Source organism: Duganella zoogloeoides (assembly GCF_034479515.1).
In the GTDB taxonomy this organism is placed as follows: Bacteria; Pseudomonadota; Gammaproteobacteria; order Burkholderiales; family Burkholderiaceae_D; genus Rugamonas; species Rugamonas zoogloeoides.
In genome coordinates this window covers 3,729,710-3,754,620 of sequence record NZ_CP140152.1, presented here as the reverse complement: position 1 = coordinate 3,754,620, position 24,911 = coordinate 3,729,710, and the positions used below count along the sequence as shown (strand labels likewise).

The window sequence follows — 24,911 nt, the reverse complement described above, 5'->3', positions numbered from 1 at the left end:
CCTGCCAGCCTGCTGAAGACAGAGTTCGATCAGAACTGGTACTTCAAACTCGCCGCCACATTGCGCGGATCGCCGAAGTAGCCGCCGTAGAACGTCGTATCGAGCGAGCTCAGGTAGGTTTTGTCGAACAGGTTGTTGACGTTGACCGTCAGCGCCACGCGCGGGTTGAACTGGTAGCGCGCCATCAGGTTGGCGATGGTGTAGCCTTGCTGGCGCGCCGTGACAGCCTTGCCCAGCTGCCACGGCGTGGCCGTGAAGTGCATGCTGCTCTGGCGGTTGGCGCCGCCGCCGATGGTCAGGCCCTGCCAGGCGCCGCCCAGGCGGTACGTGGTCCACAGCTTGAACAGGTTCACCGGCGCGGCCGTGGCGATGCGCACACCCTTGCTGTCCTCGGTGGTGCTGTGGCTGAAGCTGGTGCTGAGGTTCCAGCCCGGCGCCAGTTGGCCTGTCACTTCGAGGTCGATGCCGCGCGTTCTGGCGCCGGCCACGGCCAGGTAGGCCGGCTGGTTCAGGCTGCCGGGGACGACCTGGCCCGGGTCGCGCTCGGCCAGGTTGTCCTGGCGTGTTTCGAACAGGGCCACGGCCGCATCCACGCGCCGGTTCAGCCACGCGCTTTTCCAGCCGGCTTCGTAGCTTTTGCCTTCGCGCGGGTCCAGTCCCACGCCGTTGCGATCGCGCACGCTTTGCGGCTTGAAGATGCTGGTAAAGCTGGCGTACAGGGTGTGGTCCGGTGTCACCGTGTACACCACGCCCGCATACGGCGTGACCTCGCCGGAGGCCCGGTACTCGGTCAGTTGGTCGGTGTAGCCCGGCTGCAGGTAGTCGAAGGTGTAATGGTAGCGGTAGCTGCTGGTGCGCGCGCCCACAATCACGGCCAGGTCGTCGGTCGGTTTCAGGCGCGTGGCCAGGTAGGCGCCGTTCTGGCGGATCTTGGTGTCGTTGTTGAGCAGCACCGGTGCCGGCGACGGTTCGGCCGTGTAGCCGTTCCACGTATAGAAGTTGACCGGGCGGCCTTCGACATCGGTGACATCGGGCGAACTGCGGTCGTCGAATTTGGCGTAGTTGAAGCCCGCCACCACCTCGTGCTTGCGGCCGAACAGTTCGAACGGGCCCTGCACCTGCACGTCCACGCCATCCTGCTTTTGCCAGCCGATGCCGACGCCGCCGAACAGCATCATGTTCTCGCCGGTTGCGCGGTCGGGGAAACCCCAACTGGCCGAGGCCTGCTTGCTGGTGCGCTTGCTGTACATGTGGTTGAGCGCCAGCTTGACACTCCAGTCGGACGGCAACTTGTGTTCGAGCGTGGCAAACGCGTTCAAGGTATTTTGCTTGCGGCTGCTCCAGCGCGAAGCGGGGTTGACCGAGCGCGGAAAATCGGTCTGGCCGCCGTCGCTGTAGAACAGCGGGAAACTGGCGAACGACACGCCGCGCGGATCGGACCGGGTGTAGTCGATGCCGGCCGACACCAGGGTGCCCGGCGCCAGGTCCGCCTCCACGATCCCGTACAGCACCTGCTTCTTTTGCGAGTAGTAATCGATGAAACTGTCGCTCTGCTGGTGCGCCGCCACCACGCGCCCGCGCACGGTGCCGGTGGTATTGAGCGGGCCCGATACATCCACTTCGGCGCGCCGCATGTCCCACGTACCCAGCGCCGCGCCGGCGCTCCCCTGCAAGGTGGCGGTGGGGCGCTTGCGCACCAGGTTGATGGTGCCCGACGGTTCGCCCGCGCCCGTCATCAGGCCGGCGGCGCCGCGCAGCACCTCGATATGGTCGTACAGCGCCATGTCACCGGTGCTTTGCGGGGTGGCGGTGGTGGTGATCACCAGCGTGGTGGGCACACCGTCGAACTGGTAGCTGTCGATGCCGTAACCGCGCGAGAAAATCGAAAAGCGCTCGCTGTCGATGTGCTGGATATTGATGCCCGGCGTCTGTTCCAGCACGCTGGCCATGGTGTTCAGGTTCTGGTCGTCCATGCGCTGGCGCGTGATCACGCTGATGCTCTGCGGCGTATCGCGCAGCGCCAGCGACAGCTTGGTGGCGGTGCTGGTCGCGGCTATGGTGTAGGCGCCGCTGCCGTCACTGAGGTTGCCCAGGTCCTGCGCTTGCACCTTCACCTCGCGCAGCGTGCTCACTGGCGCGTCGGCCAATAACGACTGGCGCAGCACGTAGCCGCCGTCGCTGCTGCTCACCGCTTCCAGGCTCGATCCCGCCAGCAGGGCGGCGAAGCCCGAGGCCACGCCATGGTCGCCCTGCAAACCGCTTGACTGCCGGCCTTCGGCCAGGGCCGGGTCGAACGACAGCGCCACGCCGGCGGCAGCGGCAAAACGGGCCAGGGCGCCGGCCAGCGGGCCGGCCGGGATCTGGTAAGTCTTGCGCGCAGTGCCAGCCTGGGCGGCGAGTGGTGCGGTCTGGGCATGGGCCGGAGCTAACGGCACGAGCGACAACAGCGGCAGCGCGGCCAGCAGCGCCAGGGCAACGGGGGCCAGCGCAGGGCGGGCGGTCGGGTGGGACGATTTTTGCAGGGACATGGCTTCTTCAATCGATGGTTGGTCGGAGCATTTGGATCATTTGCTCCCTGTAGGCCGTACCAGATCGAAAATCATGCAGAAGTTTTTGAAAAATATTTATGCGGCGCCTACCGTTACCCAGTACCGGGTCAGGCGCCGTACCCGCACCGGCAACGACCGCGCCAGCACCGCCAGCGCCTGGGCGGTATCGGCCACCGGGAACGCGCCCGATACGCGCAGGTTGGCTACAGCGCCGTCGCAGGCCAGGTGGCCGGTGCGGTAGCGGCCCAGTTCCGCCACCAGCCGGCTCAACGGCCAGTTGTCCACCACGATGCTGCCGTGGCGCCAGGCGTCGGCCAGGTCGTCGCCGGTTTGCAGCGGCGCGGCGCCGGCCGCGTTGAACACCAGTTGCTGGCCCGCGCGCACCAGTACCGGCGGCGTTTGCAGCGACGCGCGGGCAGGGCGCACGGCCACCGCGTGTTCGAGCACCACCAGCGTGGTGGACTCCGGCGCGTGGCGCACCGTGAAGCGCGTACCGAGCGCCCGCATGGCGCCGTGCGCGGTCTGCACCACGAACGGCCGCGTATCGGGCGGCGCGCCTGCGTGCTGCCGGTGCGCGGTTTCGATCACGATCTCGCCGCTGCGCAGCAGCACCGTGCGCTGGCCGGCGTCGAAGCGCACATCGACCGCGCTGTCGGTGTTGAGGATCAGCAGCGAACCGTCGGCCAGGCGAACGCTGCGCTGTTCGCCGACGCCGGTGCGGTATTCGGCCAGCGCCGCCCGCCACGGCGCGGCGTCTTCGGCGCTGCCGTACACCGCGTAGCCGACAGCGCCGCCGGAGGCCAGCAACGCCAGCCCGCGCAGCGCCTGGCGCCGGCCCTTGAGCGGCGCCTGCAGCACCGGCGCGCCGATGTGCGGCGGGATCGCCTGCATCATGCCGCGCACCGAGTCCATGCCGGGCGCCACCCGGTGGCAATGGGCGATGGCGTCTGCCATATAGGTATTCACCGTGCGCAGCGACACGCCGAGCCGTTCGGCGATCGCCGGGTAGGTCAGGCCTTCCAGTTGCGAGAGCAGAAACGCCTGGCGCATGGCCGGCTTCATGCCGTCGAGGATGGCGTCGATGGCGCTCAAGGCTTCGAGAATCAGGGCGCGCGCCTCGGGCGAGGGCGTGTGCTGCTCGGGCAGCGCGGCGAGCGTATCGAGATAGGTGCGTTCGAGGTCCTGGCGGCGGAAAAAATCGGCCACCAGGCCGCGCGCGATGGTGCTCAGGTAGGCCCGTGGCGCCAGCACGTCGGGCGCTTCGTGCTTGCTCAGCACCCGCATGAAGGTGTCCTGCGCCAGGTCGGCGGCATCGCCGGCATTGCCCAGCTTGCGGCGCAACCAGCCCTGCAACCAGCCGTGGTGGTCGCTGTACAGGGCGCCGATGTCCGGCTGGGGCAGGTGGTTGGTTGCTGGCATGCCTATAAAGCAGAACAAGAATCATTCTCAATTGTAGTCAACTTGCCCGGCTGGCGCAATAGCGACGTTGAGGATCCAGGCCACGCCGAAGCGGCCCTTGAGCATGCCTTACACCGGCGACCGCCTTGCCTGGCGGGCGGTGCCGCACAGGTTGACATGGGCTACGGACTTGATGGACATGCAAGACTCTCCTTGGTGATGAGTTTTCCGGGCCGGTATCTGCCGGTCAACCGGACGCGGTAATGGTCGCGACCGGTGGTACTATATCGGCCCCTCCTGCCAACTTCTGTCAGTAGTCATGCTGCGATCCGGGCGCTCGTTTCGCTCGCGGCAGGCCTTGTTCACCATGCCTGCACCGGTCACGGTGCAGTGACTGACCCGCGCGACTGGCGTTTACACCCGGTCTATCCAGCGCACGGCAGGGATTTCGTTCCAGGCGGAGCGGGTGCAGGCTGTTGAAGCCACCCGCAACAGCTTCCGGTCCCGGCGCGCAGCCAAGTTGCGCACCTGTTCGGGCCAATGGCAGATCGATGCGCAGGAAGCGCCGCCACCGTTTTAAAGGAAATAATATGTTGTCGAAAAATGTCAAAGGCTGGTGCGCATGCGCAGCGGCCGCTACCCTGCTATTGCCCGGCGCTGTCGCCATGGCCGCCGACGCGGGCGCTTCGCCCCTCACCGTGGGCGGCGCCATCCGCTTCAATTACGTGTACAAGAGCTGGCAGGACGAGTATCGCAACGGCTTCTTCGGCCTCGACACGGCGCGGCTCGACGTCAACTACGACGACGGCACCAACCTCGGTTCGGCCCAGTATCGCTACAATAATTTCCCGAAAGGCCAGGGCGGCTACTGGCAGCACTTCCTGCACCACGGCTGGATCGGCCGGCGCTTTGCCGACAAGAGCGAGCTGCACATCGGCGTGGACAAGAACCTGTTCGGCTTGCAACCGTATGCATCGAACAATTTCTACGAGTCGATCGCGTTTTACGCCGGCTTCGAAGACAAGTACGACCTCGGTGTGACCTACCTCAGCAAGCCGGGACCGGTCGAATGGCAGCTGGGCTTTTATCCGCGCGACGGCGGCTCGTATGGCGGCGGCAGCAACACTGCGCCCTCGGCCAACCGCTACTCGTACAACATCGTTGCCGACGACGACGCGCAAGGCTTCGGCACCGGCCAGCGCGACACCGAGCGCAACACACTGATCGGCCGCGTGGCCTTCAAGGTGGGCGACCAGGGCCAGCACGAGGTGGGCGTCTCCGCGCTGACCGGCGAAATCCGCAACGAAGCGCGCGCCAACGGCGCCGTCAACACCCGCCGCAACGCGTTCGCGGTGCACTTCAAGGGCAAGTCGGGACCGGTCAACGTCATGCTGCAAGCGATGCGCTACGACTACCACACCAGCCACGAAGCAACCCAGACCTATGGCGGCCTGGACGCCAACAGCTTCGTGATGATCGGCGGCTTCGGCTACCCGTACCCGGTGGCATCGAAAGGCGACATCTATATCGCCAACGCCAGCTACGACATCGGCGGCAAGGTGGGGCCGTTTTCCGGCTTCAAGGTCTATAACGACTACAGCATGCTGCACAAGCGCGTGGGCGGCTACAAGGACTCGGCGCAAAACGTCACGGGCCTGAGCTTCTCCGCGGGCAAATGGGCCTTCTCGGCCGACTTCATGCTGGGCAAGCACCACCCGTACATCTCGCCCGACTTCGGCGGCCTTGGCGCTACCTCGGCCGAGCATCCGGGCTACAGCCGCCGCATCAATTTGCAGGCGGGGTATTACTTCTAGGGGGAAGCGGCGTTACTGCCGCCGCTTCACCGCTCGCTGCACCTTGGCTCCCCGATACCCCGCCAGCCACGACCGCGCCCGGTTGGCATCGGCTGCGTGCGAGTATTTGCCTTGGGAGTTGAGGAATACCATCACCGTCGGGCGGTTGTTGACCATGGTGTAGAGCACCATGCAGCGACCGGCTTCCGAGATGTAGCCGGTCTTTTGCAGGCGGATGCGCCAGTTGCTGCTCGCCGTCAGGCGGTTGGTATTGTGGTACACGCTGGTGCTGCGGCCCTGGCGGATGCTGAACTGGTGGTCGGTCGAGTAGCGCCGGATCAGGGCGCTCTTTTCGGCGGCGATCACCAGTTTTGCTAGGTCGCTCGGCGTGGACACGTTGGCGCTCGACAGGCCGGTCGGTTCCACGTAGCGCGTATTGCGCATGCCCAGCGCGCGGGCCTTGCGGTTCATCGCGGCGACAAAGGCGCGCGTGCCGCCGGGATAGTTGCGGCCCAGCGCGGACGCGGCCCGGTTTTCCGAACTCATCAACGCCAGGTGCAGCATCGACGTGCGCGACAGCGTCGTGCCCACTTGCAGGCGCGAGGTCGAATACTTGAGGCGATCGACGTCGGCGCTGGTCACCGTCAGTTGCTGGGTCATGCTCTGGTTAGCGTCGAGCACCACCAGCGCCGTCATCAGCTTGGTGAGCGAGGCGATCGGCATTACCGTGTTCTGGTTCTTCTGGTACAGCACGTCCTGCGTCTTCGGATCGATGATTACCACCGCGCTCGAACGCAGCGCTGCCAGGTGCGCCGCGTTGGGGGCTTGCGAGACGGCCACCGCCTGCGCCATCTTGCGCTGGCGCAGTGGCTTGACGGCTTTGACCCGCCTGGCTTTGACCGGCTTGGCCTTGCTGGCCTTCACGGCCTTGGTGGCCTTGGTGGCCTTCCCCTTGCTGGTCTTGCCGGAATTCTGTTTGTGGCGCGACTCGGCGCCATACGAATCGACGGGCGCTTGCAGGCCCACCAGGCAAATCAACGAAAAAATCAATGGCTTCAGTAGTTTCATGCTTTTCATGCAGCGGGGCCCAGGCTGGAATAACAACGTCCGCATGGTAGGCACGCACACTTAGCAGTCACTTAGCGGACGTTCGATGAACGAAGCCGTTAAAATACCGTCTTGTGCCGCCAGTCGGCGCGGAAATCGAAGGGATGCGATGCGGGTGCTGTTGGTGGAAGACGATGACATGATCGGCAATGCGATCCAGCAGGCGCTGCGCGAGGCCAGCTATGGCGTGGACTGGGTGGTCGATGGCGACGCCGCGCTCGATTCGCTGGCCTGCAATCCATACCAGATGGTGCTGCTCGACCTGGGCCTGCCCCGCCGCGACGGCATGTCGGTGCTGCACACGCTGCGCGCCGCCGGCCGTGGCGTGCCGGTACTGGTGCTCACCGCGCGCGACGCCACCGAGGACCGCGTGGCGGGCCTGGACGGCGGCGCCGACGACTACCTGGTCAAACCGTTCGCGCTGTCGGAACTGCTGGCGCGCATGCGCGCCGTCACCCGGCGCCAGGCGGCCGCCGTCGGTCCCAACCTGGGCAACGGCGTGATCACGCTCGATCCGGCCACCCACGAAGCCTGCCGCGAAGGGCGGCAAGTGCGCCTGACCGGCCGCGAGTTCGCGCTGTTGCAAGCGCTGATGGTGCGCCCCGGCGCCATCCTCTCGCGCAGCGAGCTCGAAAACCGCATCTACGGCTGGAACGAGGAAGTGGAAAGCAACGCGGTCGAATTCCTGATCCACGCACTGCGCAAAAAACTCGGCGCCGACGCCATCAAGAACGTGCGCGGCGTGGGCTGGATGGTCTCCAAGACGCCATGAGCACCTCGCTCCAGTACCGGCTGTCCGCCACCATCGCGCTGGCCGTGGTGCTCATGGCCGGCAGCGCCGCCATGTTCACCTTGATTGCATCGTGGAACGACGCCCACATCGCCCAGGACAAGCAGCTGCGCCAGATCGCCCACCTGATCGGCCGCCTGCAAACGGGGCCCGTTACGCTGGCCGCGCGCCAGAAGATCAGCGGCATCACGCTCGACGAACGCATCGTGGTGCGCTTTCTCAATCCCACCCCGGGCGAACCCGAAGCCGCCGACGGCCTGCCCGTGTTTTCCACGCCGCTGGTCGATGGCCTGCAAACGGTGGACATGGAACGCGATTCGTGGCGCGTGTTCGTGCGCACCGATAACAGCGGGGTACGCCTGGCCGTGGCCCAGCAAACCCGCGTGCGCAATGCGGTGGCGATCAATAACGCCTGGCGGGCATTGGTGCCGTTCGGATTGCTGGCGGTGCTGCTGCCGCTGCTGGTGCACTGGCTGATCCGCAAACTGTTCGGGCCCCTGCGTGCGGTAGCCGACGAGGCGGGCCGCCGTTCCCACTACGACCTGCGCCAGCTCGACGCTGCCGGCCTGCCCGACGAAGTGCAGCCGCTGGTGGCTGAAATCAACCGCCTGCTCACGCGGGTGGACGTGGCAATGCAAACCCAGCGCCGCTTCGTGGCCGACGCCGCCCACGAACTGCGCTCGCCGTTGACGGCCATGTCGCTGCAAACGGAACGGTTGGCGGCCGCCGATATGCCGGACGAAGCCCGCCGGCGCATGCAGACGCTGGCCGCCGGCCTGCAGCGCACGCGCGTGATGCTCGACCAGTTGCTGGCGCTGGCCCGCTCGCAGCAGGGCGCGCCGGACCTCACCGCGCCAGCGCCGGTATCGTTGCAGCAGGTGGTGCGCGCGGTGATCGAAGACTTGTACCCGCTGGCCGAGCAGCGCGGCATCGACCTCGGCGTGCTCAGCACCGACGACGCGCAAGTGGCCGCCGCGCCGCTCGACCTGCACATGCTGGTGAAAAACCTGGTTGACAACGCGCTGCGCTACACGCCGCCTGGCGGCCGCGTCGATGTAGCGTTCCGCCGCCACGCCGCTGGCGTGGACCTGATTGTCGATGACAGCGGCCCGGGCATCCCCAAGCCCGAGCGCGAGCGGGTGTTCCACGCCTTTTACCGCATCCTGGGCAGCGGCGAAGCCACCGGCTCGGGCCTGGGCCTGGCGATCGTGAAGGCGGTGGCCGACAAGGCCGGCGCCACGGTCAGCTTCGATACGGCGCCGCTGGCGCCGACCGGCTTACGGGTGGTGGTGGCGTTCCCCGCCGTGCACGGGGCAGCTATGCCCGCAGCTTGAACACGGCCACCGCCTCGGTCAGCGCCGCTGCCTGCTGTTGCAGCGCGTCGGCCGCCGCTGCCGCTTCTTCGACCAGCGCGGCGTTCTGCTGCGTAACGCCGTCCATGTGACTGATGGCCGAGCTGATCTGGGCGATGCCCTCGGTCTGCTCCTGGCCCGCCACCGTGATCTCGGCGATCACCGCCGTCACCCGCTGTACGCTGGCCACCACGTCGCCCATGGTGGCGCCGGCCACCGCTGCCTGGTCGTTGCCCGAGGCGATGCGTCCCACCGAGTCGTTGATCAGCGTCTTGATTTCCTGCGCCGCCGTGGCCGAGCGCTGCGCCAGGTTGCGCACCTCGGTAGCCACCACGGCAAAGCCGCGCCCCTGTTCGCCGGCGCGCGCCGCTTCCACCGCAGCGTTGAGCGCCAGGATATTGGTCTGGAAGGCGATGCCGTCGATGGTGCTGATGATGTCGACGATCTTGTTGGACGAGGCGCTGATCGCGGTCATGGTGGCGACCATCTGTTCCACCGCCTGGCCGCCCTTGACGGCGATGGCCGAGGCGCTGTCGGCCAGTTCGCCGGCGGCGCTGGCGTTGTCGTTGTTCTGCTTGACGGTGCTGGTCAGTTCCACCATCGAGGCGGCGGTTTCTTCCAGCGCGCCGGCCTGCTGCTCGGTGCGCGAGGACAGGTCCAGGTTGCCGGTGGCGATTTCGGTGGAGGCGGCGTGGATGGCGACCGTGCCGTCGCGCACCCGGCCCACGATGCCGGACAGGTTGTCCTGCATCTGGCGCAGCGCTTGCAGCAGGTCGCCGATTTCGTCGGTGGTGTCGGCGCGCACCTCGGTGCGCAGGTCGCCGGCCGCCACCGTTTGCGCGACGGCGACCGCCGCGTACAACGGCAGCGTGATGCTGCGGATCAGCCACAATACCGTGATCGAGCCGATCGCCAGCACCAGCGCCAGTGCAAGGGCGATGGTCAGCGTGGCGCGCTGGTGGGCCGCCGCATTGTCGGCCTCGATGCGTTTCGTCAGTTCCTGGGCCTGCTTGCCGATGTAGTCCACGATCTCGTCGATCTTGCGTGTCGGTTCGCGGTCGGCGCCCTGGACCAGCGCATCGACCTTGTCGGCCGACGTGGCCTGGGCCGGGTCGAATTGCTCCAGCGCGGTCAGATAGCGCTTGGTCAGCGCGTCCTGGGTGCGCAGGGCGTCGTCCACCATTGGCGTGGCGATGGCGAGCTTGTCGAGCATGGCGTCGAGGCTGGCCAGTTCAGCGCGGGTCGTATTGCCGCCCTTGATGAAGGCGTTGCGGTACTTGTCGAGTGTGTCCTGGTCGTCGCCGCGCACCAGGATGTTTTTCCATTCCTGCACCTGGATCTTGAATGCCACCTGGGCGCTGCGCGCGGTGTCGCTGGCCTCGGCCATTGCCACCAGGCGCGCCATGGCTGCGCTGGCGCGGGTATTGCCCTCGTCAACTGCGCGCCAGCCGACGACGCCCACGATCAACAGGGCGATAAAGAACAGCGCGGACAACAAGCCGAGCCGGACACCGATTTTCAAGTTGCCGAGTTTCACAGGACCACCTTTGTAGACAGGTTAAGTGCGTTCCCCGTTGCCTGATCGGCAGGCGGCCTGCCGCCGCGCACCGATGAAACCGGGGCGGCATGGATTGGGATACTTGCTGGGAACGCTAAAGGCGGCGGGGGTGGGGCCGCAGAAAAGCGCCGCAATTGCGGCGTTGCGTCATTCTAACGTATTTCCGAGTGGAAAGTGTCGGCGCTGTGGTGGTCTAGCCACGTCTCAACTGGTGCGGTTGTCCAGCAGCGGCAGCCAGACCGTGAAACGGCTGCCGGCACCGGCGCCGTCGCTATGAGCGGAGACGTCGCCCCCGTGCAGCTCCACCAGCCCCTTGACCAGCGACAGGCCGATGCCGAGTCCTCCCTGGGCCCGGTCGAGGCCGGGCGCAAGCTGCAGAAATTTGTCGAAAACCAGCGCCAGTTGTTCCGGTGCGATGCCAATGCCGGTATCGCTGACCTCGATCCAGAGCCGGTCCTCGCGGGTGCCGGCCCGCAGCGCGATGGCGGCGCCGGCGGGGCTGTATTTTCTGGCATTGTTGAGCAGGTTGGCGAGGATTTGCGTCAGGCGTGCAGGGTCCACCATTGCTTGCAGCGGCTGCGCCGGCAGCTCCACCGTCAGGTGCTGGCCGGCCGCCAGCATGGCCGGCAGCGCCTCGTCGGCCGCGTGGCGCAGGGTAGGGACGATATCGGTTGCCGCCATTGCCAGCGATACCTTGCCCTGGCCGATCTGCGAGACGTTGAGCAAGTCGTCCACCAGGCGCGTGATCTGCGCGATCTGCCGGCCCAGGATCTCGGTGGGGCGGTCGCTGCCGTTCGCCGCGTGCGCCCGCAGCCGCAGTATCTCGATCACGTTGTGCATGGCCGCAAGCGGGTTGCGCAATTCATGCGCCAGCGTGGTCAGGAACTCGTCCTTGTGGCGGTGCTGCAGCGACAGCGCGGCGTTGGCAGCGCTGAGCTGGGCCTGTGCCATGGCCAGCTCGGCGGTAGCTGCTTCGGCGCGTTCGCGCTGGGCGCGCAATTCGCGCTCGTACAGTTTGCGGTCGGTGGCCACCAGCAGGGCGATCTCGTCGTGGATCACGCCGTCGTGCTGGCGCCGGATGGCGCTGAGCATCATTGGCAGGCGGCGCCGGTCCTTGTCGAACAGGTCCAGCTGCACTTCCGAGACCGAGCCCTGGATTTGCAGCAGCGGCGTCCAGTGGGTGTGCAGAAATACCCGGGCGCCCATCGGCATCAGCTCGGAAAACCGTTTAATGCCGACCAGTTCGGCCTGCTCATAGCCGAGCCAGCGGCATACGGTCAGGTTGGCGCGCACGATGACGCCGTCGACACCGACGACCAGCAGGCCGCACGGGGTATCGTCCCACCTGTCCGGCGCTGCCGCCGCTGCGGCGGTCATGCTGTGGGCGGTGGCGGTGAAAGAAACGCCTGCATGGCGGCGATGCTGGCGTCGGGGGCGCTCAGGTGCGGGCAGTGGCCGTGGTTGGCAATCATCACCAGCGTGCTGTCGGGCATGGCGTGGTGCATGAATTCGCCTACTTCCACCGGCGCGATCAGGTCGTCGCTGCATTGCAGGATCAGTGCCGGGGTGCGCGACCGGGAAAAGTCGGCACGGTGATCGGACAGGAACGTCACGCGGGCGAAATGCTTGGCAATCGCGGGATCGGTACGGCAGAAGCTGTTGGTCAGTTCTTCGCCCAGCTGCGGCTGGTCGGGCGCACCCATGATGGCGGGCGCCATGGTGCTTGACCAGCCGAGATAGTTCGCTTCCATGGTGTCGAGCAGGTCGGCGATGTCTTCTTCGGAAAAACCACCGCGGTACGGGTCATCGTCGATATAGCGCGGCGACGGACCGACCATGATTTGCGACGCGAATTTTTCCGGCGCCAGGTTCGACGCCAGCACGCCGATGGTCGCGCTGACGGAGTGACCCACGAAAATCACCGGGCCGGTGGCAAACGCGTCGATCAGTTCGAGCAGGTCGTCGGCATAGCCTTGCAGCGAGCCGTATTTTTGCCGGTCGTACGCGGCCAGGTCGGAGTTGCCGCTGCCCACCAGGTCGAACAGCACGACGCGGTAGCGGCTGGCGAATTCGGGTGCCAGGTGCCGCCACATGCTCTGGTCGCAGCCAAAGCCATGGGCCATGATCATGGTGGGCAGTCCATCGCCGCCATGAATCTTGACATTGTTTCGTACGGTTAAATTCATGAGGGATCAGGCCGGTGCGACAAGCAGCGCCTGCTGGACTGTTAAAATTATGTCCATTATATAGTGTGATGCAAGTGACGGTCGCGCGCGTATGACTGCCAGGCGATAATAAAGGGCGGCTAGGAGCGAACACGGCAGTTCCTCGTTGGCTTGCCCTCGAAAGTTACATGGAACCGTTGATCAGGAAGTAACAGCTTGCTCGTAGCGGCGCGCGACGTCTTCCCAATTGATGATGTTGAAGAAGGCCGAAATATAGTCTGGACGGCGGTTCTGGTAATTCAGGTAGTACGCGTGTTCCCACACGTCGAGGCCGAGGATGGGCGTACCGCCCGACAGCCCGACGAAGTCACCCATCAACGGGCTGTCCTGGTTGGCGCTGTTTTCCACCAGCAACTTACCGTCCTTGCCCACGGTGAGCCAGGCCCAGCCGCTACCGAAGCGGGTTTGCGCCGCCTTGATGAATTGCTCCTTGAACCGCTCGAAGCCGCCCAGGTCGTTATTGATGGCGTCTGCCAGTTTGCCGGTCGGCGCGCCGCCGCCCTTGGGGCTCAGCACGGTCCAGAACAGTGCATGGTTGGCGTGGCCGCCGCCGTGGTTGCGCACGGCGGTTTGCGCCGCTTGTGGCAGGGCGCCGATGTCCTTGATCAGTTCTTCGACCGCCACTGGCTCGATGCCGGCGTCGTTCACCGCGTTATTAAGGCTGGTGACATAGGTCTGGTGGTGCTTGGTGTGGTGGATTTCCATCGTGCGCGCATCGAAATGCGGCTCGAGGGCGTCGTACGCGTACGGCAAAGGCGGTAATTCGTAAGCCATCGTAATTCTCCGTTCAGGTCGAAATAATGAAACCGGTGCGCGGTTGCGGCACCGGATACGGGACAATGTTTGCATTCCCACATCGACAATACCAGAATCGGCGCGCGCTTGTTTCAACCAGCGGTGTCGGCCCCCGGCAACACTGACAACACCGGCAAGGTGATCACGAACCGGCTGCCCAGTCCGGCGCCGTCGCTGAACGCGCGCACGCTGCCGTCGTGCAGGGCGGCGATGCGCTGCACCAGCGCCAGGCCCAGTCCCAGGCCGCCCTGCTGGCGGTCAGGCGTGCGCTTGGCCTGGATGAACAGGTCGAACACGTGCGGCAGCAGCGCGGGCTCGATGCCGCAGCCGGTGTCGGTAACTTCGATGCGCGCCTGGCCGTCCGCCGCCGCCAGCGCCAGGGTGACGGCGCCGCCGGGCGGCGTGTACTTGGCGGCGTTGTTGAGCAGGTTGACCACCACCTGCACCAGCCGCAGCCGGTCGCCCAGCACCAGCGTGGCGCCGGGCGCCAGGTCGAGCACCAGCCGGTGCTGGCGGGCGTCGATGGTCGGCTGCGCCTGTTCCACGGCGTGGTGCAGCACGTCGCGCAGGTCGAGCCGCTGGCGGTCGATGCCGATCATGCCGTGGGTGACGCGCGAAACGTCGAGCAAATCGTCCACCAGGCCGGTCAGGTGCCGCACCTGGCGCAGGATGACTTCTCCCGCCCGTTGCACGCTGTCCGGATCGGTGCGGGCGAGCAGCAGGATCTGGGCGGCACTGCTGATGGGGGCGAGCGGGTTGCGCAATTCATGCGCCAGCATGGCCAGGAATTCGTCCTTGCGGCCGTTGGCTTCGCGCAGGGTTTCCTCGGCGCGCTTCTGGTTGTCGATGTCGGTGCAGGTGCCGAGCCAGCGCGTGATGCGGCCGTCGTCGTCGCGCAGCGGCAGCGCGCGGCCCAGCACCCAGCGGTAGGCGCCGCTGTGGTGGCGCAGCCGGTACTCGATTTCATAGGTCTCGCCGGTGCGCAGGCAGTGCTGCCACAATTCCCACGCCCGCGCGCGGTCGTCCGGGTGGAACATCTCGCTCCAGCGGTGGCCGTCGGTGGCGTTACGCGGCGCGCCGGTAAAGCCGTGCCACTGTTCGTTGTGGTAGTCGTTGTAGCCGTCGGGCCGGTTGGACCACACCATCTGCGGCATGGCCTCGGTGATGATGCGAAAGCGCGCCTCGCTCTCGCGCAGCGCGGCGGTCACGCGCAGGCGCTCGCCGGCCGTGCGGATACGGGCGGCCACCTCCTTGATCAGCAGCAGTTCCTCCACCGACCAGTCGCGCGCAGCGGCGTTGTTGACGAACAGCACGGCGACCAGGGCGCCATGTTCGACCACCGGCACATTGACAAAAGCGCCGGCGCTGCGCCCGCGCAAAGCTGCTGCCGCATGCGCGGTGCGGCTATCGTGATCAACGTCGCCGATGACGATCAGCTTGCCCAGTTTGAGGTCGTCAATGAAGTGGCCGTAGTGGCGCAATTCGGTTTTCCCCGCCAGTGTTTCGACACCGTCCGCGCACCAGTCGCGCACCACGTGCAGGGTGTCGCGCACCGTGTCGATGGTGCCGAAGCCCACCCGGCTGGTACCAAGCGCGTCGCCGAGAATGGCGGCGGCCTGGTAGCCGATGTCCTCCGGCGTCTTCAGGTCGCGCAGCACGTCGGTCAGGTTGGAGAGCACCTCGCGCATGCCGCGCCCACGCGTGAGGAAGGCCGAGGTCACTTCTTCCACCGACTGGATGATGCAGCGCACCGCGCCGTTGTCATCCAGCACCGGCGTGTTGACCGACCGCCAGTAGCGCGGCAGGAAGTTGATGCCGCCGGGTTCCGGCGCCACGTCGTAGCGCATGGCGGCCATCTTGTCGGGCCGGCCGGTGGCCAGCACCCGCTGCAGCGACGCGCGCAGACTGGCCACGCCATCGGCATGCGGATCGTCCGGGTTGTCGGGAAACGCCTCGAAGATGTTCAGGCCGACGATGCTGGCGCGGTCGCGGCCTGCAACAGCCAGGTAGGCGGCGTTGGCCGCCAGGATGCTCAGTTGCGGCGACAGCACCAGGCAGGGTGCGGGCGCGGCGTCGAACAGGGTGTCGAAGCCGATGTCTTCGAGGGCAGAGGCGGGCAGTTTCGGTGTCATGGGCTGGCGGTTATGTGCGGAGAGCGGTGCTGCGGATATTTTACGCTGCCATCGGCCGCGCCCCGTAGCATGTACGCGATATCGCCGCCAGCGCCCATGGTAATATCGCCCGGACTATTCACGTGGAGTTTGGTAATGGTATCCAACAGCGCGCACGGGTTGCCGGCGTTTCTCGATGGCGGCGGCGAAATGGGCGTGCTCACGCGCGATCACGACTGGAGCGGCCATCCGCTTGGTCCACCGGCTGGCTGGCCGTTGCTGCTCAAGTCCACCTTGCGCCTGATCCTCACCAGCAACCACCCGATGCTGATCTGGTGGGGCGACGAGCTTTACCAGTTCTACAACGACGCCTATCGCCGCACCATGGGCGCCGACCGTCACCCGGTCGCGCTGGGCCAGCGCTGCCGCGACTGCTGGGCCGAGGTCTGGCACAAGGTCGGTCCGGAAATCGACCACGTAATGACAGGCCAGGGCGCCACCTGGCACGAGAATGCGCTGGTCCAGCTCACCCGCAATGGCAAGCGCGAGGACATGTACTGGACCTACGGCTACAGCCCGATCCAGGACGAGGAGCGCGTGCGCGGGGTACTGGTGGTGTGTGCCGACGTCACCGAAGACATGCGCACGCGGCAACTGCTCAAGCAGTCGTACGTGACGGTGGTCGAGTCGATGGACGAAGGCCTGGCCGTGATCCGCATTATCCTCGACGACGCCGGCCGTCCCGCCGACTACCGTTTCCTCGAAGTGAACCCGTCGTTCGAGCGGCAGACCGGCCTGGTGGACGTGGTCGGCAAGACCGCGCGCCAGCTGGTGCCCGACCTCGAGGAGCGCTGGTTCCAGATCTACGGCAAGGTGGCGCTCACCGGCGAATCGGTGCGCTTCCTGGAGGGCTCGGAGCCGATGAACCGCTGGTTCGAGGTGTACGCCACGCCGGTGGGCTCGAAAGAAGACCTGATGGTCGCGTTGATGTTCCGCGACGTTACCGACCGCACCCGCAGCGAGCAGGCGCTGCGCACCGCCGACCGCCGCAAGGACGAATTCCTGGCCATGCTGGCGCACGAGCTGCGCAACCCGCTGGCGCCCATCTCGGCCGCCGCCGAACTGCTGCAGATGCCGGGCGCCGATGCGGCGCGCGTGCAGAACGCCAGCGCCGTGATCGGGCGCCAGGTGCGCCACATCACGGGCCTGATCGACGACCTGCTCGATGTGTCGCGCGTTACGCGCGGCATGATCCCCTTGAATGCCAGCACCACCGACGTGCGGCGCGTGGTGGCCGACGCCATCGAGCAGGTGCGCCCGCTGATCGACAGTCACGGCCACCGCCTCACCGTCAGCACGCCGCCGGCGCCGGCGCTGGTGATGGGCGACGCCAAGCGCCTGGTGCAGGTGCTGGCCAACCTGCTGAGCAACTCGGTCAAATACACGCCGGGCGGCGGCGACATCATGCTGCGGCTCGACACCGGCGGCGGCCAGGTCAGGCTGGCCGTGATCGACAACGGCATCGGCATGACGGCCGACGTGCTGGCTCACGCGTTCGACCTGTTCGTGCAGGCCGAGCGCGAAACCGACCGTTCGCAAGGTGGCCTCGGGATTGGCCTGGCGCTGGTGAAAAGCCTGGTGGAACTGCACGGCGGCACGGTGTCCGCGCAGAGCCCGGGACTGGGGCAGGGCAGCCGCTTCACCATCACGCTGCCACAAATCGTCGAACAACCGGCGCCCGTTGCGGTAGGCGGCGACGTTGCCGCCTCGCCCGCGCCGGTACTAACCACCAGCGCCGCGCTGCGCGCCATGGTGGTGGACGACAACGAGGACGCTGCCGACATGCTGGCCATGTTCCTCGAAATCCACGGCCACCAGGTGCTGACCGAAGAAGATCCGGCGCGCGTGGTGGAACGCGCGCTGGCATTCAAGCCGCACGTATGCCTGCTCGACATCGGCCTGCCCGGCATGGACGGCTACGAACTGGCCCGCCGCCTGCGCGCCACGCCGGGCCTGGACGGCGTGGTACTGATCGCGGTCACCGGCTACGGCGACGAGCAAGCCAAGCAACAAGCCACCACCGCCGGCTTCGACCACCACTTCGTCAAGCCGATCGACCCGGCCAGCCTGGTGGCGCTGGTGGCAACGCTGGCGTGATGCGGCTGGTGCGACGCAGCGGGGCAGGCATACTTTGCTTCGCTTCCCGGGTCGTCTATTTTTGCGCCAGTATCCACTTGACCAGGGTTTTCGCCTCGGCATCCGACACCTGCGGATTGGCCGGCATCGGAATCGGTGCCCACACGCCGGCGCCGCCCTTGAGTACCTTGGTCGCCAGCAGTGCTTCGGCGTCCTTCTGGCCCTTGTATCTGGCGGCGATATCCTTGAACGACGGCCCCACCAGCCTGGTGGCGGCGGCGTGACAGGCCATGCAGTTCTTTGCCTTGGCCAGGTCGGGGTTGGCATGCGCTGGCGCGGCCATTAACGTGGCCGTGGCGGCCAGCGCCATCGATCTCATGGTAGTCGAGTACTTCACAGCAGTCTCCTTGGTTTAAAAGCGACCATTGTAGTGGCGCCCCCACGCGCCCGGCATCCGTAGTTTGGATAGCTGCCATCCGCGTGACAAATCGGCATTGACTTCCAAAATCACCTCAAATACTATAATTAGAATTCGGATTCTGATTTAAGGGTGGCGCGCTGCAAGGCGGCCGAATCCGTGACCCGTAACCATATGACTGGATTTCCCCATGCGCTTCTCCGTCTTCCTCAATGCCCGCACCATGAGCGCGGACGCCGACAAACAGCTGATCGTGGACCTGGAGCAGCACGCACTGCTGGCCGGCAAACTCGGCTTCGACGCCATCTTCATGCCCGACCACCACTTCAACGGCTACATGCCGGTGGCCAGCGACAGCTATATGTTCGCGTCGTACCTGGCCGCCAAGCTGCCGGACATGCACTTTGGCTTCTCGGTGACGTCGGTGCCGCTGCATCACCCAGTGCGCTTTGTCGAGCGCATCAACATCCTCGACCATCTCACCCGTGGCAAGCTGCTGGTCGGCATCGGCTCGGGCACCACGCCGGAGGAGATGATCGGCTTTGGCGTCAACTACAAGGACGCCGGCCGCATCGCCGAAGAAAACCTGGAAGCGGCCGAAGCGCTGTGGGCCAAGCAGATCGACGACGCGCCGGTGGAGCTGACCGGCTTCCACCAGGGCCGCGTGCTGCAGCGGATCGCGCCCACGTCCTATGGCCCGAAACATGCGCGCCTGATGCCGGTGGCCCTGAAAGAGAGCAGCGCCACGCGCGCCGCCGTCAACGGCTGGCCCACCTTCATCCCGGCATTTACGCCACCGAAAATCGGCGGTACCGATCCGCTCAGCCACGTTACCAAGCACTTCGGCAATTACCACCGCCAGCTGCTGGCGGCCGGCCACAGCGACGCAACGGTGGCCGACGCGCTGTCGTGGACCACGCATAGCTACCAGTGCGTGCACCTGGCGCCCACCGACGAGCAGGCGCACCGCGAAGTGCAGGAAATCCTCACCGACTACCAGGAAGCGATCGACCGCGAAGCAGCCTTCAACGCCAAGGCCGAAGCCGACGACGCCAACAAGAAGACCGACCGCACCGGCCATGCGCTGACCGAAGACTGGATGGCCACCTGGTGCCTGTACGGCAGTCCGGAAACCGTCATCAACAAGCTGCGCGCGTACCAGGATATCGGCATCGGCAACATCCTGTGCGGCACCACGACCGGACCGCTGACCGCCAAGCGCCTGGCCTATGCCAACCAGACCCTGGAACTGCTGGCCAAGCACGTGGTACCCGCATTCAAATAATGATGGCCGCCCGTACCAGGGCCGCCCACTGGAGGAGACCAGCATGGAACAACATTTGAGCGTGGCCGACATGGCCATGCTGACCGCCGGCGCCACGATGTGGACCACGGCGGCAGTGCCGGCGGCGGATATCGCGTCGCTGTCGATGGCGGACGGCCCGATGGGCGTGGCCGGCGCCCGTGTCGATGAGCGCGACGTCTCGCTGCTCACGCCCGCGCCAATGGCGCTGGGCGCCAGCTGGGACCCGGCGCTGGTGCAGCAGGTCGGGCAACTGGTGGGCGGCGAGGCGATCCGCCGGGGCGTCGATCTGATGCTGGCGCCCAACCTGAACCTGGCGCGCAGCCCGCTGGCCGGGCGCGCCTTTGAATATTTTTCCGAAGACCCGCTGCTGTGCGGCCAGCTGGGCGCGGCGTGGATAGCCGGCTGTCAGTCCACCGGCACCGGCGCCGTGGCCAAGCACCTGGTGTGCAACGACAGCGAAACCGCGCGCGACCAGATGAACGCCGTGGTCGATGAGCGCACGCTGCGCGAAGTGTATTTGCTGCCGTTCGAGCTGGCGGCTGAAGCCCGCTGCGCCGGCATGCTTACCGCCTACAACAAGGTCAATGGCAGCTGGTGCGCGGAAGCGGCGCCGGTTGTCACGGCGATCGCCAAGAACGAATGGGGCTTTCCCGGCGTGTTCATGAGTGACTGGTTCGGCACCCATTCCACGGTCGGTTCGCTGCAGGGCGGCCTGGACCTGGAAATGCCGGGACCGGCGCGCTTCCTGGGCGCGCACAGCGCCGCCGCGGTGGAGCAGGGCGCGGTACCGGCGGCCCGGCTGGCCGACGCTGCCGCCCGCGTGGCGAAGACCGCGCGCCGGTTCGGCGGCGCCAAGGGCACGCCGATGAACGACAGCGCGGCAGCCGACCTGCTGGTGCAAGCCGCCGCCGCCGGCTTTACCCTGGTGCGCAACGAAGGCGGGATTTTGCCGCTGGACCCGGCGCGCTGCCCGCGCATCGCCGTGATCGGCCCCAACGCCAGCGCACCGTGTTTCCAGGGCGGCACCTTTGCCAAGATCGCAGTGAAACCCGATGCCGTGCTGCCGATCGAGGCGCTGCGCCAGCGCTTCGGCGCAGCGATTACCGGCTACACGCCCGGCGTCGATCCGCAACCGAAGCTGCCGCGCATGGCGGCGCGGCCGGCGCGCGACCTCGGCGACGGCTGCGTGCGCGGCATGACCATTGATTACTTCGACAACCAGGACTGCGACGGCGCACCGCTGGTGAGCGAAACGCGCGACACCAACTCGCTCACCTGGTTCCACGGTGTGCACGAGGCGGGCGCCTTGCAGCGCGACGCCGCCACCCGCGCCAGCGGCAGCTACACGGCTTCCGACACCGGCGGCCACCTGTTCTACGTGGGCGGCACCGGCGCGCTGCGGCTGCTGGTCGATGGCCAGGAAGTCTTCCGGCGCGACGAGCAGCTGGCGCCCGGCGACGTGATGGGCCGCCTGAAAAGCGGTGATGCCGACAGCGTGACCGTACAACTGGCAGCCGGGCAAACGGTGGCCGTGGTGGCGGAGCTGCGCTACGCGGCGGCGCGGTGCCAGGGCCTGTGGTACGGCGTGCGCGGCCCGGGCAGCGCGCAGTCGATGATGGCGCAGGCCGTGGCAGCGGCGCAGCAGGCCGACGCCGTGATCCTGATGGTGGGCGAAACATCGGACGCCAGCGTGGAAAGCAAGGACCGTCCCGACACCCACCTGCCGAGCGAACAGATCGCGCTGATCGAGCAGGTATGCGCCGCCAATCCGAACACCGTCATCGTCACCAACGTGGGCCACGCGTTCGACACTCGCTGGGAAGGAATGGCCCAGGCGGTGCTGCACTGCTGGTACCCGGGGCAGGAATTCGGCGCGGCGCTGGCGCAGGTGTTGGCAGGCGACCGCGAACCGGGCGGCCGCCTGCCGGTCACCATCGCCGCTGCCGACGCCGACTACCCGGCGCTCTCCCTGCAGCCGGACGCCAACGGCGACCTGCATTACAGCGATGGCGTGCGCGTGGGCTATCGCGGCCTGGCCGCCAACGGTGTGGCGCCGCGCCAGGCCTTTGGCGCCGGCTTCGGCTACGCCAGCTTTGAACTCGATGCACCGCAGCTGCACGAAATGGCGGACGGTTGGGAGGTCACCGTCAAGCTGCGCAACACCAGCCTCCGCGCAGGCGCCGAAGTGGTGCAGGTGTACCGCGACCAGCCGGAGCTGACCCTGGTGGGCTTTGCCAAGGCCACGCTGGCCGCCGGCGAGGAGCAGGAACTGCGCATTGCGATTGCCGCGCGCCGCATGCAGGTGTGGGATGGCGGCTGGACCGGCGTGGCCGGACCGGTGCGGCTGCTGGTCGGGCGCTCCAGCATCGACCTGCCATTCACCATCACCATCTAAATAATATAAACGGAGACGAACACCATGAACCACTACACCAACAACGCCCGCGCCAACGGCCGCACCCCCTACATCGTCGGCATCGGCGGCACCACGCGCCCGGGTTCCAGCACCGAGACCGCGCTGCGGGTGGCGCTGGCCCACGCGGCCGAACTGGGCGCGCGCACCGAGTTGTTCGGCGGCGCCGCGCTGGCCGCGCTGCCCGGCTACAACCCCGAGCAGCCGGAACGCACCGAAGGCCAGCGCGCGCTGGTGGAGGCGGTGCGCCGGGCCGACGCCGTGATCTTCGCCTCGCCCGGCTACCACGGCGGCGTGTCGGGCCTGGTGAAAAACGCCATCGACCTGCTGGAAGACCTGCGCGCCGACGAGCGCGTGTACCTCGACGGCATGCCGGTGGGCTGCATCGTCACGGCTGCCGGCTGGCAGGGCTGCAACACCACGCTGGGCGCGATGCGCTCGATCGTGCACGCGCTGCGTGGCTGGCCCACGCCGATGGGCGTCACCCTCAATACCGCCGGCGTGCGCCTGTTCGATGGTGACGGCCAGTGCCTGGAGCCGCAGGTGACCAGCAGTTTGCGCCTGCTGGCAGAGCAGGTGGTGGGTGTGCGCAGCCCGGTTACAACAGCATAATAAAAACTGGAATTACGGTTCTAAATTCGTGCTATCCTGATTTGCAAGTGACACGCGCCACCCGATGGCGCGGCCCAGAACGAGACTGCAAAAGTCCAAACGTCGGAGACAAAAAGTGCCCCTTGAAATCGATGCAAGCCCCGGCTTGCGCGCTGTTGCTGCGCGCCCGCCTCATGCTGACCACCATGCCCACAACCATGTTCACCACCGTGTCGGCATCGCCAGCCTCGGCGCCATCCTGCTGGCCGCCTGCGGCAGCGCCGCCGCTCAGCAACCGTCCCAGGACAACCCGCTGATCGAAGTGATCGTCACTGCGCAGAAAACCGCGCAGCCGGCGTCCAAGACACCATTGGCCTTGTCGGTGCTGGGCGGCGAGGAATTGCGCCAGAGCGGCGCCACCAACGCCGTGGCGCTGACCGAGCTGGCGCCCAATGTGCAGATCTCCACCGACTCCGGCAAACTGCAGGTCGCCATACGCGGCGTGGTCAGCCTGGACACCAGCGAGAAGGGCGATTCGTCCACCGCCTTCAACGTCGATGGCGCCTACATCGGCCGCAGCGAGGCGCAACTGGGCAGCTTCCTCGATCTCGAACGCATCGAAGTGCTGCGCGGCCCGCAAGGTACGCTGTACGGCCGCAACGCCACCGCCGGCGCCATCAACCTGATCACCAACAAGCCGGGCAAAAAGCTCGAGGGCCGCATCGATACCGAGATTGGCGACTTCGGCGCCCGCCGCGTCGAGGGCATGGTCAACATCCCCGTCAACGACACGCTGGCGCTGCGCGCGGCCGCCGTCAAGGTGCGTCACGACAGCTATTTGAAACCCGGTCCCAACACCGTGGGCCTGACCGACCAGGATGACACCGCCGCCCGCGTGCACGCGCTGCTGACCTTCTCGCCGACGACCACCTGGCTGCTGACGGCCGAACGCAGCAAGGCTGGCGGCAACGGCGCCAGCTCGGTGCCGCTGACGAATTTCTTTATCGGCACGCCTATCGCCAGCGGCAACAACCTGGCCCATCCCGTGTACGTGGACCGGGGCGCGGACACGCAGCGCACTGCCGCCGCGCGCTACACGGACACCGGCAGCTACAAGGACGACGTGGCCACGTCGCTGCGTTCGGAACTGAAAACCACGCTGGGCGACGCGGTGGATGTGACCTGGCAGTTCGCCCGCCTGGAATCGAAACTCGATGAACTAAACAACGGCACCTATTTCGGCTTCCCGATGTACAACCCGATGTTTGGCGATTCCACCCAGCGCACGCACGAGCTGCGGTTCAATTCCGCCGGCGCGCCGCGCCTGTCGTGGGTAGCGGGGCTGTACCACTACGACGAGGACATCTTCCGCTCGTCCACCTTCAATACGCAAACGCCCGGTCCGCTGATCGTGCTGCCGTTCACGCCCACGGTCCACAGCCGCTCGAAGGCGGCGTTCGGCCAGCTGACGTACCGCGTCGATCCGCGGCTGCGCGTGACGTTCGGGGCGCGCACCACGCGCGATGAAAAATCGGGCTTCGATCCGCTCAGCGGCAGCCTCACCGGTCCCGGCTACACCGCCCACGTGGAAAGCAGCAAGTCCAACTACCGGCTGGCCTTTGATTACGACCTGCGCCCGGCCGTGATGGTGTATGCCAGCCTGTCCACTGGCTACAAGGCGGGCGGTTTCAACGACACCAGCGGCTCGGCCTACCTGCCCGAGAACATCACGTCGCTGGAAGCGGGCGTCAAGGGCCGCTTTCTCGACAACCGCCTGCGCCTGGGCGCAGCCGTGTTCCGCTACGACTACAAGGACATGCAGCTGACCTCCGTGGTGTGCACCGGTTCGACGGCAGCCACCTGCGGCGCGCTCACCACCAACGCCTCCAACGCCACCATCGACGGCGTGGAAGTGGAAGGCACCTGGCAGGCCACGGCGGACGACCGCATCAACTTCTCGCTGGCTACTGCCGACGGCAAGTTCAAGTCGTACACGCCCGATGGCGTGGCCGACTGGTCGGGCCAGCAGATCGACCGCGCGCCGGCCTACAACGCCAGCCTCGGTTATGCCCACACGTTCATGTTCGACAGCGGCGCCAGTGTCGTGGCCAAGGTGGGCACGCGCCTGAACGGCGCCTACTTCCTCAGCGATTCGGCGTCCGCCTCGCGCTACCGCCAGCCGTCGTACCGCAAGAGCGACATCAGCGTGACCTACACGGCGGCCGCGCAAAAGTTTTACGTGCAGGCGTTTGCCCGCAACCTGGAAAACACCATCACCATCGACAGCCTGGTGCCGGGCGGCTTCGGCATCGGCGCACCGCGCACCATCGGCCTGCGTGCCGGCACCCAGTTCTAGCAGAGAGGCGAAC

Annotated in this window: 17 protein-coding genes; 8 read left to right on the top strand and 9 right to left on the bottom strand. The window is 66.6% G+C overall.

Annotated features, from left to right (window positions below):
• Window positions 1-29: 29 nt before the first annotated feature.
• Together SR858_RS16440 and SR858_RS16435 are read right to left on the bottom strand one after the other, a co-directional pair.
• Window positions 30-2,528, bottom strand: a complete 2,499-nt coding sequence (locus SR858_RS16440; protein WP_019920090.1) for a TonB-dependent siderophore receptor — start codon at window positions 2,526-2,528, stop codon at window positions 30-32.
• A gap of 96 nt (window positions 2,529-2,624) precedes the next feature.
• Complete coding sequence (locus SR858_RS16435; RefSeq protein ID WP_019920089.1) at window positions 2,625-3,968, bottom strand: sigma-70 family RNA polymerase sigma factor; 1,344 nt, start codon at window positions 3,966-3,968, stop codon at window positions 2,625-2,627.
• A 569-nt stretch (window positions 3,969-4,537) separates the two neighbouring features.
• On the opposite strand from SR858_RS16435, the gene SR858_RS16430 reads away from it, so the two are divergent.
• Window positions 4,538-5,761, top strand: coding sequence for a hypothetical protein (locus tag SR858_RS16430; RefSeq protein ID WP_019920088.1), 1,224 nt, complete (start codon window positions 4,538-4,540; stop codon window positions 5,759-5,761).
• A 12-nt stretch (window positions 5,762-5,773) separates the two neighbouring features.
• On the opposite strand, the gene pbpG is transcribed toward SR858_RS16430, so the two are convergent.
• Window positions 5,774-6,808: a D-alanyl-D-alanine endopeptidase gene (pbpG, locus tag SR858_RS16425; protein ID WP_019920087.1), complete on the bottom strand. Its 1,035-nt coding sequence runs from the start codon at window positions 6,806-6,808 to the stop codon at window positions 5,774-5,776.
• Window positions 6,809-6,956: 148 nt separating this feature from the next.
• Between pbpG and SR858_RS16420 the strand changes: the two genes are divergently transcribed.
• Window positions 6,957-7,619 carry a response regulator gene (locus SR858_RS16420; RefSeq protein ID WP_019920086.1) on the top strand — a complete coding sequence of 221 codons (663 nt, stop codon included), beginning with the start codon at window positions 6,957-6,959 and terminating at the stop codon, window positions 7,617-7,619.
• Window positions 7,616-8,971: an ATP-binding protein gene (locus SR858_RS16415; protein WP_019920085.1), complete on the top strand. Its 1,356-nt coding sequence runs from the start codon at window positions 7,616-7,618 to the stop codon at window positions 8,969-8,971. Before SR858_RS16420 ends, SR858_RS16415 begins: the two co-directional genes overlap by 4 nt.
• Here the strand turns inward: SR858_RS16415 and SR858_RS16410 are convergent.
• The 5 genes from SR858_RS16410 to SR858_RS16390 all read right to left on the bottom strand — a co-directional run bounded on the left by SR858_RS16410 (window position 8,955) and on the right by SR858_RS16390 (window position 15,699).
• Window positions 8,955-10,526 (bottom strand): methyl-accepting chemotaxis protein, encoded by a 1,572-nt coding sequence (locus SR858_RS16410; protein ID WP_026636954.1) that lies wholly within the window; start codon window positions 10,524-10,526, stop codon window positions 8,955-8,957. The two genes, SR858_RS16415 and SR858_RS16410, sit on opposite strands and share 17 nt — an antisense overlap.
• A 225-nt stretch (window positions 10,527-10,751) precedes the next feature.
• Window positions 10,752-11,924, bottom strand: a complete 1,173-nt coding sequence (locus tag SR858_RS16405; RefSeq protein ID WP_019920083.1) for a PAS domain-containing sensor histidine kinase — start codon at window positions 11,922-11,924, stop codon at window positions 10,752-10,754.
• Window positions 11,921-12,733 carry an alpha/beta fold hydrolase gene (locus SR858_RS16400; RefSeq protein WP_019920082.1) on the bottom strand — a complete coding sequence of 271 codons (813 nt, stop codon included), beginning with the start codon at window positions 12,731-12,733 and terminating at the stop codon, window positions 11,921-11,923. Before SR858_RS16400 ends, SR858_RS16405 begins: the two co-directional genes overlap by 4 nt.
• A gap of 180 nt (window positions 12,734-12,913) precedes the next feature.
• Complete coding sequence (locus SR858_RS16395; protein ID WP_019920081.1) at window positions 12,914-13,546, bottom strand: superoxide dismutase; 633 nt, start codon at window positions 13,544-13,546, stop codon at window positions 12,914-12,916.
• A gap of 113 nt (window positions 13,547-13,659) precedes the next feature.
• Complete coding sequence (locus tag SR858_RS16390) at window positions 13,660-15,699, bottom strand: sensor histidine kinase (RefSeq protein ID WP_019920080.1); 2,040 nt, start codon at window positions 15,697-15,699, stop codon at window positions 13,660-13,662.
• Between the two features lie 135 nt (window positions 15,700-15,834).
• On the opposite strand from SR858_RS16390, the gene SR858_RS16385 reads away from it, so the two are divergent.
• Window positions 15,835-17,835 carry a PAS domain-containing hybrid sensor histidine kinase/response regulator gene (locus tag SR858_RS16385; RefSeq protein WP_019920079.1) on the top strand — a complete coding sequence of 667 codons (2,001 nt, stop codon included), beginning with the start codon at window positions 15,835-15,837 and terminating at the stop codon, window positions 17,833-17,835.
• Window positions 17,836-17,890: 55 nt separating this feature from the next.
• On the opposite strand, the gene SR858_RS16380 is transcribed toward SR858_RS16385, so the two are convergent.
• A complete protein-coding gene (locus SR858_RS16380; protein ID WP_019920078.1) occupies window positions 17,891-18,184 on the bottom strand; it encodes a c-type cytochrome in 294 nt (97 codons plus the stop codon).
• Between the two features lie 238 nt (window positions 18,185-18,422).
• Between SR858_RS16380 and SR858_RS16375 the strand changes: the two genes are divergently transcribed.
• The 4 genes from SR858_RS16375 to SR858_RS16360 all read left to right on the top strand — a co-directional run bounded on the left by SR858_RS16375 (window position 18,423) and on the right by SR858_RS16360 (window position 24,898).
• Window positions 18,423-19,517 carry an LLM class flavin-dependent oxidoreductase gene (locus SR858_RS16375; RefSeq protein WP_019920077.1) on the top strand — a complete coding sequence of 365 codons (1,095 nt, stop codon included), beginning with the start codon at window positions 18,423-18,425 and terminating at the stop codon, window positions 19,515-19,517.
• Window positions 19,518-19,560: 43 nt separating this feature from the next.
• Window positions 19,561-21,933 (top strand): glycoside hydrolase family 3 protein, encoded by a 2,373-nt coding sequence (locus tag SR858_RS16370; protein WP_019920076.1) that lies wholly within the window; start codon window positions 19,561-19,563, stop codon window positions 21,931-21,933.
• A 24-nt stretch (window positions 21,934-21,957) separates the two neighbouring features.
• The gene (locus SR858_RS16365; RefSeq protein WP_019920075.1) at window positions 21,958-22,563 is read left to right on the top strand and encodes an NADPH-dependent FMN reductase; all 606 of its coding nucleotides are present in this window, start codon (window positions 21,958-21,960) and stop codon (window positions 22,561-22,563) included.
• A 115-nt stretch (window positions 22,564-22,678) separates the two neighbouring features.
• The gene (locus SR858_RS16360) at window positions 22,679-24,898 is read left to right on the top strand and encodes a TonB-dependent receptor (RefSeq protein WP_322533667.1); all 2,220 of its coding nucleotides are present in this window, start codon (window positions 22,679-22,681) and stop codon (window positions 24,896-24,898) included.
• The last annotated feature ends 13 nt before the right edge of the window (window positions 24,899-24,911 follow it).